The organism is Nostoc sp. XA010, assembly GCF_020829625.1.
In the GTDB taxonomy this organism is placed as follows: domain Bacteria; phylum Cyanobacteriota; class Cyanobacteriia; order Cyanobacteriales; family Nostocaceae; genus Nostoc.
Genome location: NZ_JAIVFX010000007.1, coordinates 72,853 through 87,121 on the forward strand (window position 1 = coordinate 72,853; position 14,269 = coordinate 87,121).

Annotated in this window: 13 protein-coding genes and 3 pseudogenes; 3 read left to right on the forward strand and 13 right to left on the reverse strand. The window is 38.2% G+C overall.

The window, feature by feature from the left end; all coding sequences use genetic code 11:
• Positions 1-6 precede the first annotated feature (6 nt).
• The 11 genes and pseudogenes from LC608_RS12710 to LC608_RS12760 all read right to left on the reverse strand — a co-directional run bounded on the left by LC608_RS12710 (position 7) and on the right by LC608_RS12760 (position 10,502).
• Positions 7-864 carry a glycosyltransferase family 2 protein gene (locus tag LC608_RS12710; protein ID WP_229553902.1) on the reverse strand — a complete coding sequence of 286 codons (858 nt, stop codon included), beginning with the start codon at positions 862-864 and terminating at the stop codon, positions 7-9.
• Positions 861-1,478 (reverse strand): annotated as a pseudogene (locus LC608_RS12715) (hypothetical protein); the annotation flags it as partial. The gene LC608_RS12710 and the pseudogene LC608_RS12715, both read right to left, overlap by 4 nt.
• A gap of 45 nt (positions 1,479-1,523) precedes the next feature.
• Complete coding sequence (locus LC608_RS12720; protein ID WP_229553904.1) at positions 1,524-1,739, reverse strand: hypothetical protein; 216 nt, start codon at positions 1,737-1,739, stop codon at positions 1,524-1,526.
• 174 nt (positions 1,740-1,913) lie between these two features.
• Entirely contained in the window at positions 1,914-3,032 is a 1,119-nt protein-coding gene (locus LC608_RS12725; RefSeq protein WP_229553905.1) for a glycosyltransferase family 4 protein, read from the reverse strand.
• Position 3,033: 1 nt separating this feature from the next.
• On the reverse strand, positions 3,034-3,891 hold the full coding sequence (locus LC608_RS12730) for a methyltransferase domain-containing protein (RefSeq protein WP_229553906.1): 858 nt from the start codon (positions 3,889-3,891) through the stop codon (positions 3,034-3,036).
• Positions 3,892-3,956: 65 nt separating this feature from the next.
• Positions 3,957-4,310 carry a DapH/DapD/GlmU-related protein gene (locus LC608_RS37260; RefSeq protein WP_308189864.1) on the reverse strand — a complete coding sequence of 118 codons (354 nt, stop codon included), beginning with the start codon at positions 4,308-4,310 and terminating at the stop codon, positions 3,957-3,959.
• 191 nt (positions 4,311-4,501) lie between these two features.
• Positions 4,502-5,782, reverse strand: coding sequence for a lipopolysaccharide biosynthesis protein (locus LC608_RS12740; protein WP_229553907.1), 1,281 nt, complete (start codon positions 5,780-5,782; stop codon positions 4,502-4,504).
• Between the two features lie 109 nt (positions 5,783-5,891).
• Positions 5,892-6,848, reverse strand: coding sequence for a GDP-mannose 4,6-dehydratase (locus LC608_RS12745; RefSeq protein ID WP_229553908.1), 957 nt, complete (start codon positions 6,846-6,848; stop codon positions 5,892-5,894).
• Between the two features lie 245 nt (positions 6,849-7,093).
• A complete protein-coding gene (locus LC608_RS12750; protein WP_229553909.1) occupies positions 7,094-7,522 on the reverse strand; it encodes a hypothetical protein in 429 nt (142 codons plus the stop codon).
• A 130-nt stretch (positions 7,523-7,652) separates the two neighbouring features.
• The gene (locus LC608_RS12755) at positions 7,653-9,002 is read right to left on the reverse strand and encodes a glycosyltransferase family 4 protein (protein ID WP_229553910.1); all 1,350 of its coding nucleotides are present in this window, start codon (positions 9,000-9,002) and stop codon (positions 7,653-7,655) included.
• Between the two features lie 879 nt (positions 9,003-9,881).
• A complete protein-coding gene (locus LC608_RS12760; RefSeq protein WP_229553911.1) occupies positions 9,882-10,502 on the reverse strand; it encodes a hypothetical protein in 621 nt (206 codons plus the stop codon).
• A 241-nt stretch (positions 10,503-10,743) separates the two neighbouring features.
• On the opposite strand from LC608_RS12760, the gene LC608_RS12765 reads away from it, so the two are divergent.
• Positions 10,744-11,217 (forward strand): MEKHLA domain-containing protein, encoded by a 474-nt coding sequence (locus tag LC608_RS12765; protein WP_229553912.1) that lies wholly within the window; start codon positions 10,744-10,746, stop codon positions 11,215-11,217.
• Positions 11,218-11,565: 348 nt separating this feature from the next.
• The gene (locus LC608_RS12770) at positions 11,566-12,285 is read left to right on the forward strand and encodes a rhomboid family intramembrane serine protease (protein WP_229553913.1); all 720 of its coding nucleotides are present in this window, start codon (positions 11,566-11,568) and stop codon (positions 12,283-12,285) included.
• A 48-nt stretch (positions 12,286-12,333) separates the two neighbouring features.
• Here the strand turns inward: LC608_RS12770 and LC608_RS12775 are convergent, their stop codons facing one another.
• A complete protein-coding gene (locus tag LC608_RS12775) occupies positions 12,334-13,446 on the reverse strand; it encodes a transposase (protein ID WP_308189871.1) in 1,113 nt (370 codons plus the stop codon).
• A 1-nt stretch (position 13,447) separates the two neighbouring features.
• Between LC608_RS12775 and tnpA (LC608_RS12780) the strand changes: the two are divergent.
• Positions 13,448-13,678: pseudogene (gene tnpA, locus LC608_RS12780) on the forward strand (IS200/IS605 family transposase); the annotation flags it as partial.
• A 182-nt stretch (positions 13,679-13,860) separates the two neighbouring features.
• On the opposite strand, the pseudogene tnpA (LC608_RS12785) reads toward tnpA (LC608_RS12780), so the two are convergent.
• Positions 13,861-14,263 (reverse strand): annotated as a pseudogene (tnpA, locus tag LC608_RS12785) (IS200/IS605 family transposase).
• Positions 14,264-14,269: the final 6 nt, after the last annotated feature.

Genomic DNA, 14,269 nt, shown 5'->3' on the forward strand with positions numbered 1-14,269 from the left:
AAACAACTATAAAATTGATGTTCTTTGCTTTCTCAAAAGTATTATCACCATTTGCAAAAATACAATATGTTCTAAACAAGCTGACCAAAGACCTCGACCACTAAACTTTATGATGCCAGGTAATGTACTTTTAACAAAACCAGTTAATAGAAATTTCAAGTAGTATACAGAATTAATTCTCTGTGATTCATCAGGATGAATTGATAAATATATAAAAGTAGATTTTTGATGGTGTTTAAATTCTTTCCAACCTTTGTTATTTCTCCAAGGATGACATAATGAAGCAGCCTTAATAAATAAAATTTTATAGCCAGCTTTTGTCAGCCGTAGTTTCATATCTACATCTTCCATCGCAGCGTAAGGGAAGCGTTCATCAAAACCATTTAAATAATCAAATAGTTCTTTTTTAACCGCAAAGTTACATGACCAAAGATATCCACCCGATTCATTAACAGGAGATTTTTCTGATAAAGTCTGTTTAGGACGATCAACATATACTCGACCTTCAAATACAAGGTAGGAAGCTTCCTTTATAATTGCTTCAGCATATGATGCTAACCATTGAGAGTCAGGTAAACAATCGTCATCTGTAAATGCTAACCATTGACCTTGAGCATACTTTGCCCCATTATTTCGATTAGCAGCCGGGCCTTTGCGGGGGCCAGCAACCCACTTTGCCCAAGGATAGCATTGCTTAATTATCTCCTCAGCAATAGTTTGGGAACCATCATCTGTGACAATGACTTCATATTCTTCTGTGGGTAATGTTTGCACTTGTGGGGCGAGGCAATCTAGGCATTTTGCTAATAAATCATTGCGATGATAGGTTGGAACGATAACAGAAAAAAGAGGTTTTTGATTCATGATTGGACTAAGATTTTAATGGCCTGTTTCACTCTTTGAGCTACTGCCCGCAAAGAATGATTTTTTGAACTTTGTTGTAATTTCAAGTTTTTCAGTTGCTCTTCCCACTCAGCTATTTCAATTGCAGTGAGAAAGTTGTAGAATATTTTGTCTATGGGACGATTTGAATTTCCTGGTTTTTGTCCAGCCCAATGAATTAAATACGGTTTACGCTCTATGTCCGTCCAGTAGCATTCATATTCATTTGTATAATCACCTGCCCAAGTTGATTCCATCCGGACTGGAGGAAGTGTAAGATTTGAAATTTCACTTCCAGAATTCCAGACGAGTAAATTAAGACCTGGTTGTTCATGATGTGGGAAACGAATACAGGTTTCGATAAAATCAGGATGCATTGCTACTGATTTTAATGTCTCTACTGTGTAAAGAGAGCGATCGCAAGCAAATTGTCCTGTATTAAATACTTCTCTTTGCCAGACAGTGCTTCTTTTAGCTACCCAACGCTGAGATTCAGATGTATAAGTATGTTCAGTATTATGCCAATGTCCACAAGAGGTAATGAAGCCAGTCAAAGGCTGTAAAACTTCTTCAGGACTCCTTAAAAAGCAAATATCTGTGTCAACAAACTGGTAGTTACTAGTTGTTAGACATTGATATTTTCACATCATTGGATGGGATTTTTCAACTCTCAGCCAGTTAGTGATTTCAGGAATTTCCCACCAGCTTGAGCCTTCAGGTAATTTAAATAAATGATCATCGTATGGAATAACTAAAATAGGTAAATCGCAACCAGTAGTTCTCAGAGAGCGTTCCATTGCCAGGAACATTAGCCGAACTTTGCTATTTGCTAGTGAGATAATTTTGTCTATTTTCATAATATTAAAATTTTCACATCATAAATATTACTTAGGTGATTTCTGACAAAGAATATACCTGGGTTGACGAGTTTCGACTTCGCTCAACTCTCGACCACTCAGTTGGCTGAGCGAAGTCGAAACCAACGGTTATGGTAATTTTATTACTAGAATTCTCCTTACTACTCCTATTAATTAGCTTGAATAAGCAGCTACATGGATCATTTCTACATAGTCTGAGCATAATTTTTTCCAACTGAAACGCTCGTCAACACTTTTGTGTCTTCCTTGGCGCTGAAGATCATCATCACCTTCAGCCAAAACTTGACAGATTAGATTGGTTAAATTTCTTGGTTGCGTAAAGTCGGTGAAATAAGCTTTCTCACCTAAACTAAAATGGGCAACACTGTAATCATGAGCTATGCAAGGCAAACCATAGGACATTGCTTCTAGCAAAACTCTCCCCAAACCTTCTCCCAAAGAGGCTAGCACAAACACATCTGCCACTTGATAATAGTCTGCAATTTGATTAGGAGTAACGGTTTTAATTTGAAACTGATTTGGCTTTAGTAACTGTTTGCTCAATTCAACAATCTCTGGAGACTCTGCATCCATTTGTCCCAGCATTAACAAATAAGGACGTGGCTCTGGCAATTGAGCAACCTCACGGATTAGATAATCCATGCGCTTATGCGATTTGTTTATTGCTCCTACAGATAAGACAATTGGAACATCTTGTGGCAATTCTAACTTTCGTCTCAGAGTAGCTTTTTCTTCACCAGATAAAATCTTTAATTGAGAATCCATTTGGATACCATAGGGCACTAAACTTTGCTTCTTTAAAGGTTCTCCTGCTTCCACCGCAGCCTGAAGATGGATGGGTGCAACCTGCTGCACATGATCCCAGCGGTGAAAAGGTGGTGATAGAGGGCCGCCATTAGAAAATAGGAGTTTGTAGCGTTGTCCTGTTAGTTTTCGCCAGTGCCAAAGGATATTTCCTACTGCGCCGTCACTTAAGTAAATTACATCGGGTTGCTGTTGATAAATGTGGGGTAAGAGGCTACAAAAAAATGATGCCTGCTCAATAAAGTAACCACCTCTACCTGTAAGTTTACCCAGATAAATTCCTAGCCAACTGTCACGCGGAAAATTCCACAAAGTAATTTGGCGATAATTAGATTTTCCTCCCCCCTTAAAAAGGGTAATATCCAATTCTGGCTCTTGAGATAAGGCATCAAAGCACTCTTGAGTAAAAGATTCAAAACCTCGTTTAACATTACCCAGTCCAGAACAAACTAAAAAAACTTTTATCACTTTATAACCCCCGAAGCATTAGCAGGAAACGGTCTACGGGAATTGGCAATCTCGCGCAAAACTCAATCAAGCGAGCATTTCTTCTCATTTGAAGTGTGACGTCAGAAGTTTTTACAAAACCGTAAACAGTGCTTCCCCGACGTTCAAACCCATAAAACCCAAATCCCAGACTGCGAATAATCCAAAACATTAACGATCGCAGATGAAAATTTTGCGGTAAATGGCATTGGATACAGGGAGCAAAACTCCAACTTGCAGCAAAAGCACCACCTATTCTTAACAAACGATTGATCTCGATGATGGCCTCAATTGGCTCAATGAGATGTTCTAACACCTCTGTTGAGATTACAGCATCATAAAGTGGTTCTGGTTTTTCTAAAATACGAATGTTTTTAAAATCAGCCAAATGTTGTTGGATAATGTGGCGAAACTCTGTGATGTCTACTAAGTCAATTTTTTTTGCTTGAGGTAAGTTGATCGAACACAAACGAGAAACTGTCCCAATTCCTCCTCCAAAATCCAAAATTTTACTTGGCTGTACATGAGAAATTAAACGTACTGCTGCTAGGCGATCGCTAATCGTAGATTCATCAGATTCTGAAAACGCGGCATTGATTAACCAAACTGGATGCTGATAATAATGATGTAATAAATCTGGCAATTCCAACTCAATTTGTTCTGTGTGGTTTTTGTCTTGTAATTCCTGCCAGCCTGCATCTAAAACTGTCCAAAGTTTTTGTAATTTGAGACCATTTATCTGTTCTGATGGTGTCAGATATTTTGTCGCTTGCTGCCATCTGTCATCTATACTAAGGCGTGAAGTTGCCTCTTCCCAGCTATAAACTAGAGGTTGATTCATTTTGGTAAATTTAATTGTCAATTTATATATTTTCTTGAATAGCTATAAAAACTTTAGTCACCTTTTCATTGCTCATCGTGACATGCTAGAGTTGTTACATTCTCAAACTTGACTTCTTTTAGAAATTTAGCAGGATTACCAACAAAAACTTGCATCGCCGGAATACTTTTAGTAACTACTGCACCAGCTCCTACAACTGAATAGTCTCCTATCGTCACACCTGGAAGAATAATTGCACCAGTCCCAATCCAAACATTTCTACCAATAGTTACTGGTTTAGTAATTCCAAGCGAACGATCCGCAGAGTTAATAGAGTGTGTTACTGTTGTGATTGAACAATTACGGGAAATCATTGTTCCACTCCCAATTTTTACTCCTCCCAGCAAAAATATGGGTGAATGCATGAATACAAGCATCATTTCCTATTTCAAGACAATTTTCTGACCAGATAAAAGCTTTTGAGCTAATGTAGACATTATTTCCACAATATTTTAAACGTTTTTTAATTTGCTTTACCTGAAAACTATTATATTTATGCATTAAAGAATTTAAAATTTTAAATAATAAATCCATGCTGTTTGAACAACTTTTCATTTTAGCTCTTAGACTTTTAAACCGTGTTAGTCAACTGACGACTACCATAAATAAACCCATAAATAGAGCCAATTATATGTACAATTAATACAACTATGCCCGAAGCTAATGAAAATTGAATAACACCAAGAGTAGTATCTAGTCTCATAAACAATATACATATAGCTTGAGCTACAAGCAAAAGCACAATATATAAGGTTGTATGCCACCAATATATCCATTTACGAGCACTACTTATTGTCCATATTACTCCACCAATATAATTAATGCAGGATGATAAAATTAACCAACTAGTCTCGTTTTTTAAGTGTTGATATTTAGATCCCAAAACCCATAGTATAATTTCTGGAAATAGAAAAGCAATAGCATATAGCATAATACAAATAGTGAATGCTACACTCAATATCTGAAAATATGAAATTACAAGTCTCTGGCGCGATACTTTAGCAATATAAGGTTCAATAATTACACTATTAAATGCATTTAGAAGTAAAAATATTTGTGCAATACGGCTCAACGCAGCAACTTCAGCAATACTTTTAATATGTCCAAAAATAGTGATTATTAGAATAGAAATTTGTCCTTGGAAAGCTGTGAATATAATTACAGGAATTAAAGGTGCAATGTATGCTATCATTTCACGTTTAATTTTACTATTACTTGCATCAGGTTCCTCAATCCATTTTTCAGCATTTCTCTTGTAAAGAATAGCATTTACAACAATTACTCCAGAATTAATCCATAAACTTATCCAAGAAAATAAAGCAGAAATTATATAAAAACCAAAATTAAGAATTAATCGACCTCCTGCACTGGCTATTTGGACTTGGTAATACTCCCGTATCTGCTTGTGCATTAGTAGAGGTAGTGCATAGTAAGATGCCCATCCCTGAAAAAATAACGAAATCATAATAGAACTCAAAAGAAGTAATTGAGTTATCCAAGTCCAGTGATATTTAGCAGTAACCAAGGGAAAAACAATTATAATTATGGGTATTAAAATAAAAAACAGCAAATTACGAAAACTTTTTCCTGCATAAATATACGCTCCAACGGTATTTTTATCATAAATTCGATCACCAACTAAAGCAATAATTGTCCCTGAAAAACCCAAGTCAATCAAAATACTAAATGTACTTTGGAATCCAAATGTCACGCTGTATTGTGCATAATCCTCAACGCTTAACCAGCGTAGTAATAAAAATCCAGAAATTAAATTAAGTAGGTGTACAGAACCTTGCCCAGCCAAGAAACTAGTTAATAAAACGGTTAATTTATTAAATTTAGATAAGGTCACAGAAGTACTAAGTATTTTGATGTTTGCCTTTCACTCAGAGGATATTCTTGAAGTGCGATTGCTCGACTATATTTCACTCATGCGACCGCAAATATCAACATCTAGCAAATTAATTTGATAACCTTGCTCCCACCATCATTCGCACTACATCCTGCATCTTAAATTTCGCCTGCCAACCCAGCTTGTCCTTCGCCTTAGCTGGATTCCCTCTACCCACTGCCAAATCTGTAGGTCGCAGCAGGCTATTATCTATCACAACATGGTCACGCCAATCTAAATCTACAGATGCAAATGCTGCTGATACAAAATCCTCTAATAAAGAACTTTCTCCCGTAGCAATCACATAATCATCCGGCTGTTCCTGTTGCAGCATTAAATACATCGCCTCAACATATTCAGGTGCCCAACCCCAGTCACGCTGAATCTGTATATTGCCTAAATACAGTTTTTCATTACTACCTTGAGCAATACGACAAGCACCAGCAACAATCTTTTGTGTCACAAATCTTTCAGGACGTAAAGGAGATTCATGATTAAACAGAATCCCAGAACAGGCAAACAAACTATAAGCTTCTCGGTAATTAGCAACTTCCCAAAAAGCAGTAGCTTTAGCCACTGCATAAGGGCTTCTAGGCCGGAATGGCGTTGTTTCATCAGCGGCGATTTTGCCAGTATCACCAAAACATTCACTAGAACCAGCATTATATAGTTTGATTGGAACACCCAAAAAACGAATAGCTTCCAGTAAATTTAGAGTACCAGTGGCTATGCTTTCTAAAGTTTCTACTGGTTGTTCAAAAGACAAACCAACTGAACTTTGTCCTGCCAAATTATAAATCTCATCTGGCTGGATTTTTGTCAACACTTGCAACACGCTGCGAAAGTCATTTAGAGCCATTGACTCTAACTTTACTTGGTCTTTAATACCTAAGTTAACCAAATTTCGGAAAGAAGAAATCTGGGCATCTCGTGAAGTACCACAGACGATATAGCCTTTATTAAGAAGTAACTGTGTCAGGTAAGCTCCATCTTGACCTGATATTCCACAAATGAGAGCTTTCTTCATTGAGTTATCTTAGTTAATCCAAATTGTTCTCAGTGTTTTAGAAAGAGAGAAAACTTGATTTTGCAATTTATCTTTAAGAGGTTGTTTGAAAACTGTTTACCTGTGACTTTAGGCACTTTTATATCCCCCCTACCCCACCTTTTTAAGGGGAAATCGGAATCAAAGTCCCCCAATGGATCGAGGGATTTAGAGGGAGCTAGAACTTTTAATACCCAAAAGATAACTTTTCAAACATCCTCTAACACTTAACTCACAAACTGGAAACCTCTAAGACCTTCATAACCAAATTGTCTGGCACTCTTACGAGTAAACTCCCCAACGGAAGGGTTACCCAGACAATCAATAACTCCGCTTACTTGTTGCCATAGTTCTTGTGGTGCTACCGAAATATCATAAGTACCATCATCACGCTTGCGAACGTGATACCAAATTGTTTTCTGACAATCTTCACACCAAAAAGCTTCTAACCATTCTCCTTGTATCGCAACTGTGGTTTGAGATGCTACTAACATTAAGGCATTCCGTCGGCTCATACCTCGTTGCTGTAACTGACCTGCTTGGTCAGCAAACATATTATATTTCTGACTGACGCTATCGATATAGCAGCTATGAATTGGGCAAAAAATAGCCCGTCGTTTAGAACGTTTCCGATTTCGGTCACACCTTTTCTGCAATTTCACCTCCTGTATAGACAACACCTATGAGCAAGGAAGGCTATGTTGGAGGGACTGAGATCAATAAGACCATCGAAGCCCAACTCCTAAAAAATACTACAAAATATTCAATTAACTTCAATATCTTTACTTAGTTTACATCCGTTTGAGGCATAGTTATTAACTCATCAGATAATAGTGCCTGCTGTAAAACATGTAAGTATTGTTGAGAGATAACTTTCGGTGTAAAGTGCGATCGCAAATACTGACGACCTGCTTGGCCTATCTGCTTTGCAATTTGAGGATCTCGACTCAGAAAGCGAATAAATTGCGCTAGACCATGACTATCTCCATTCTCAAATGTCCCACCACAATTAGCTTCAGTCACCAGTTGTTTGAGATATGAAGTTCGGGAGCAAATTACTGCTATTGGTCGCCCAGAGGCTAAACCTGAATAAAATTTGCTAGGAACAACCAAACCCTCTGTAGTTTCATCTACACTCACTAGTGAGAGATCGCAAGCTGTTAATGAATACGGTAGCACCTGCTGATCTTGGTAAGGTAAAAACGTAAAATTTTTCAGCCCTAACCGATTTACTTCCGTGATTAATTCTTCACGTTTGGCACCACCACCAATGCAGACAAACTGAATTGGCTCATCTCGCAGTTCCTTGGCAGCTTCCAATATAGTATCGATGTCATGGCAACGACCCATATTGCCAGAATAGAGTACAGTAAATTTCTTAACTAAATTGTACTTCCAAGCAAACCAGTTTTCTCGCTTGGCAATCGGCACGATCGCTTCTGGGTTAGCCCAACTGTGAATTATAGAAATCTTATCAGCTATTTCCGGACAATGGGCTACTACCTGTTGTTTCATCGCTGGGCTAAGTACGATAATCCCCTTAGCATTTAACCAAACCTGCTTGTTGATTTCACGCCACAAGCGCACTAGCCAGCTATCTTTGGAAATTACACCTAGTGCGATCGCAATATCAGGGTATAAATCATAAAGTATGCACACATAGGGCAATCGGAACAATAAATGAGCCAAATATCCGATAACTGGCAAAAATGGGGGAGCTGTAGTTACTAGTAATATATTGTTGCGACGCCAAGCTTTTAGGACATAGAGCGTAGCGCGTAAAGTATATAGTACCCCATTAATAGCTTTACCACGAATCCTTCCCGGCCAGAGTTGGGCTGTGCGCGATCGCTGAATTCTGATTTGGTCAGCCCATTCAACCGCTGGGGCCGTATGAGAGCTAAACGCATATCCTGGCTGACTTGTAAAAACTTCAATATCTACCCCTTGTGCCCCTAACTGTTCCACTAGCTCTTCGAGCAATTGCCCTGTAGCTGCATAATCTGGGGGAAAAAATTGGGTGACTACAGATAATTTAATTGATTGTTGAACTTTTACAGAAGGTTTATTGTTTGTATCTAACTCAGTAGAAATGGATGGCAACAATTTTTGGTTAATCCATTCATTAAGTCTCATCAGTTATGTTCCTAGTCTAGAGCAAAAAATGCTTGTTTAATCTATCAGTGAAACTCAATCATTCAACCAGTTTTAAAGACGCATTTGGGCATTTCTTAAATTTGGGTATGTCTAAAAAATAATTGAAGTTGTCATCCCTTGAGCATATTGAAGTGGATGACATTGATTTAGGAAATTAGGAATTAAGCTTGTTAATGCTTCCTGCCGTACTTGATGATCTGTCGTTTTTACATGATATGTTTTTGTCCCCAAGTGACTCTTGAGGATATACTATGTTATTTCACAAGGGTTTTAGTAAGCGCAAGATTACGTAATTAAAAAATAGATGGCGGAAAATTTCTGTATATTTACTTAGAAAATTAGTTGTCCAATCCAGCCACACATGAAATCTATATATAGCGTTTCCTAGTCTACTGATAAGCTGGGGCGCGTCTAAAGTATATAAACACTCTTGATGGTCGTTAACTGTTGACTGTTGACTGTTGACGGTTAACAGTCAACAGTCAACAGTCATCAGGTAAATGTACAAATTAAATGCGTAACAGCTTACCCTTTCTGTATGAAGCTGCGCTAAATTATCAACAAGGGTGTATTAGGTACAAGTGCGATAGGTCTCAAATTGCAAGTTGAGATTAAATAGAGTCGAGAAGAATTGAACAAAGCTGTTCAATATGCCGCAGAAGCTAGTAGCAAGCAGCGATTACAAATGCTCTCCTGGCTAAAAAATGCCCAAGCTACAAGTAGGCGATCGCATTAAGCACCTATGCAATAAAATATTAAGAACTTATAATTAATAATCTTCAATCACTCATAAAAAACCTCTTCCCTATTCCCTATTCCCTGCCTCCACAACTAATTTCCTAACTAAAATAATATTTCTTATCGCCATCCTCGCAGATTTTTATGTACCTGCGCTAAATACCACATATAATCAGCAATTTTGTAATTATCAACAGCTTTAACTATATATTCCTGAGCTAAATCTTGCTTCTTCTCAACTTCGTAATATAATCCCAAGTAAAGATGACTGTAAAAATTTCCCTTTATCCCTTCTGATTGACCAACAGTTAAAACATCATCTGGGGTACAATTTCCTGCATACAAATCATACACACACCGCATAATAAGTCGAGGGTCATTTTTTACAGTTAGCAAAGAATGACGCGCCTCTTTAACACCTAACGAACGAGCTATGCAGAGATATCGCCATACTGTTTCTTCTACATCTTGAGCATTCACAGTCAAATCTATTTCAAATTGTTGAGCGCCCTCAGCAAATCTTTCTGCGTAATAATACGATAATCCCCGTTGCCACAGATAAGGTTTAATACGGGCATCTAATTGCTCTGCTATATCAAAATCTTGAATAGATTCATCAATCTTAGCCAGTTGAAAGTTAACCATGCCTCGCCGAATGTAAGCATTGGGATTTTTCGGCTGATTACGAATGGTTTCGTTCCAGCGCTGGAGTTGATTTTCTAGAGAATTTGAAAAAAACATGAGTTTGCCTAGTTAATATGCATTAAATATAGGAATCCTATTTGATTTTTGAAATTATCTACGTGGGCGGGGAGTGGGGAGTAGGGAATAAAGAATTAGGCTTTTCGAGCTGTATCGAGCTTTTTCATAAATCCAATATTAGTCCAATACAATATTTTCAGGCTTAGAGAGAAGTCGTCAATCCCTAAAATGAGTCAAGTTTTGTCATACTAAATTTTTGGTGTTATATTTCTACTTTTCCATGACCAGTGTGATTGAGTTTCCTTGGCAGCAAGAGGCAATTATTCTCCATAGTCAATATCTAATAAATAGTTTTCAGCATTGGACGGGAAATTCTTTGCTGGATGCCAATAGTTCACCACTTGAAACAGCACAGGCGCTATTTGAAGCACCATTTGCCTTAGTTTCTCATGGCACTGAGTCAGACCCAATTTTCAACTACGGTAATCGTAAAGCGTTGAAACTATGGGAGCTTTCTTGGGAGGAATTTACTAGAACGCCTTCCCGAAGATCAGCTGAAGAATTAGTACAGGAAGAACGCGATCGCCTCTTAAAAGAAGCAGCAAATAAAGGGTTTAGCTATTTTTCTGGTGTGCGGATCACCAGCAGTGGTAAACGTTTTAAGATCCAAGATGGCATCCTCTGGAATCTCTTAGATGAGCAGAATAAATTGTGCGGTCAAGCAGCAGTTTTCTCTAATACCGTTTCTTTGTGAAGCTGCATATATTTACCCCCCGGCTACGCCGTCCCCCCTTACCAAGGGGGGACTACAGGGGGGTCTTATTATGTGCATCTTCATGCAGAATTTGTATAAGTGTACGTTTATTACATGATCAATGGCTCATACATAATTAGGACTTACGCACGAGTTACGGAATAACGAACCGCAGAGGCGCAGAGGACACGGAGAAATCAGAGTTTGAGAGATATTTTGCGTAAGTCCTAATAATATAAATACTAATTAATTACTTAGTGAAAGCGAGATCCATCCACGGGGTAGAAGAAACTACTTACAAAAATTAGTATTGTGATACTGCTGTCTTAAAATCAGGAAAAAACGCTCGTGGTTCCCATTAGAGATAATAATCCGACAAAAATCACGCCTTATGTAACTTATGGGCTGATTGCTGCTAATGTCCTCGCTTTTCTTTATGAAGCAAATCTTCCCCCCCAAGCATTAAATGGGTTTCTACGCCTTGCGGCTGTAGTACCACGAGAACTGACTTTAAGCTTTGGTGGTGTCTCTCTACATCAACCAGTGCCAGAGTGGGCAACTTTAATTACCTCACAATTTTTACACGGTGGTTTCTTGCACTTAGCAGGTAATATGTTGTTTCTCTGGATTTTTGGTAACAACGTTGAAGATAAGTTAGGCCATGCCAAATATTTACTGTTTTATTTATCTTGTGGTGTTTTGGCATCCTTGACGCAGTGGTTCTTCGCTCAAGATTCTAGCATTCCTTCTTTAGGTGCAAGTGGTGCGATCGCAGGCGTTTTAGGAGCATACATTCTCCGCTTTCCCAACGCCGAAGTTCTCGGCATAGTGCCTTTAGGGTTTTTCTTCCCGACTTTCCGCGTCCCGGCATATTTCTTTTTGGGATTTTGGTTTCTTGAACAAGCTTTCTACGGGCTTGCTAGTCTGCAAACACGTACCAACATCGGTATGGAAAGCGGCGGTATTGCTTACTGGGCCCATGCAGGCGGTTTTATCTTTGGAGCAATTCTCGGCCCACTGTTGGGTTTGTTTAACGATAAATCAAAGGAAGAAGCTTGGTATCAGTAATTTTCAGAGTATCATCAGAGCTTTCAATCAGACTAATTAATTAAATAGTTAAGCTTCCCCGGCATAAATGCGCGGGGATTTCTGAAGAGTCCACAATCGAACTTTCTTAGGCTGACTTAAACAACCTCTACCTACTCCACTTAAGTCAAACTTAAATATCGCAGCTACTTTTTTGATTATGTTGATTGCCCCGTGGCAGTCTGAATTTATTTTGATTCCAGTTGAGGTTTGAAATTGACCTCTTGTTATCCGAATGCCACCGCTTTTCCATCCTTCGGGTTTCGCGCCAAATGTAGGTAGAACATCATTATCGATAAACGAACTCTTAGAGGTATAACTCTCTTCAGTTTCAATAAATTCAATACCGTACTGTTCACATAGTTGCTCAATACGCTTTTTCAACCTAGCTGTAGGGATTTGAACAAACTTTTGATTGTTCTTTTTACCCATATTAGCACCGTCTTTTTGCCCTTCGTTCCAACCAAAAACGATTGAACCAATTCGATTGTCTATGCAATGATTAATTACAATTCTAGCCGCTTTGTTAACAGCATCTCGCATCTGACGATTACGTTTTTCAGTAATTGCTGCAAGTCTGTTAGACCAAAAGCCTTGGATTTTCCCTTCTTTTATTTTGGCAACTGACTTGTTATACCACTGATTAATACTTTTAAGATGCAACCCATCAACAATAAAAGATGTTCCGACATTAGAAACACAGGTTAACCAGTTATCTATGCCGTGGCCGATTCCCAAGACTTTAGATTTATCAAGCGAAACTTTTGTTGTGTCTATCTTGTAAACAAACTCGGCATAAAAGCATCTATTTCTTGGCAGTATTCTAACTTCCCTGATAGTTTTAAAATCTAAGTTTTTAGGCATAGGTAGATAAAAAGAATCGACACCGAACCAGATATTTACTAAGCTACCTAATGGAAATCTGAGCATCCCATCCTTTAATTTTAGAGAACGCCCTGTAAAGGTAGCTAAGGCTAAACCTCCAGATAACCTGTAGTTAGGTAGTTTTGGTTTTTGAGTAACTGTCCCTTTTTTTATCCCCTTAACTAAACCAATGTAAGACTTAAAAGATTCAGCCACACTAGTTAATGTCTGCTGTGCTGTATCTGAATACAAAGCTTGATAATGCTTATTCTTTTGAATAGTTCAAATCGCTCCCGATCATATCCATTTATTTGTAGAACATCAGCCAGATATTGCTATTAACCAGATAGTAAAAGCATTTAAGGGACGATCATCTTATATGTTGCGTAAAGAGTTTCCACAATTATTGAAATTGCCTAGCCTGTGGACAAATAGCTATTTTTACTCTACTGCTGGGCAGGTTTCAGCAGACGTAATTAAAAGATATATTGAAGACCCGCATCACGGATAATGTTGACGGCGAATTAATTCGCCGTTGGCACTTCCTCCACGCATCTATTGCCAAGTGCCTTCCGTGCCGTTCAGCGAAGCTTTTGTGAAATTATCTAAGCTTCGCAACTGCTAGCCTTACAAATGTGATGCGTAAAGCCCCCGGTTGGAAACCGGGGGATATAAGCGAACGGCTGAATTCATTCAGCCATGATGAGGATCGTTAATGTATTCCAAAACTCTTTGAGTACTAATTTTCCCAGTCGTATCAAACATATAAGAGTGTGTCCACAGACTAGGAAGTTTTAATAATTCTGGAAACTCCTTTCTCAGATACCTTGAAGATCGCCCTTTAAATGCTTTCACGACTTGAGCAATTGAATGATGCGGGTCATACTCTACTAATAGATGTATATGATCTGGCGCAATTTCTAAGGCTTTAATCACCCACTTGTTATCATTAGCGACAGACTGGAATATTTGAATACAACGAAGCTTCAAGTCTTCCTTGTTGGCAAATACCCTCCTGCGTCTACATGGTATCCAAACCAAGTGAACAGTCGCTAATCCACAACGCATGATTGTAATGATTGTATACAGTTTTTATGTAGAT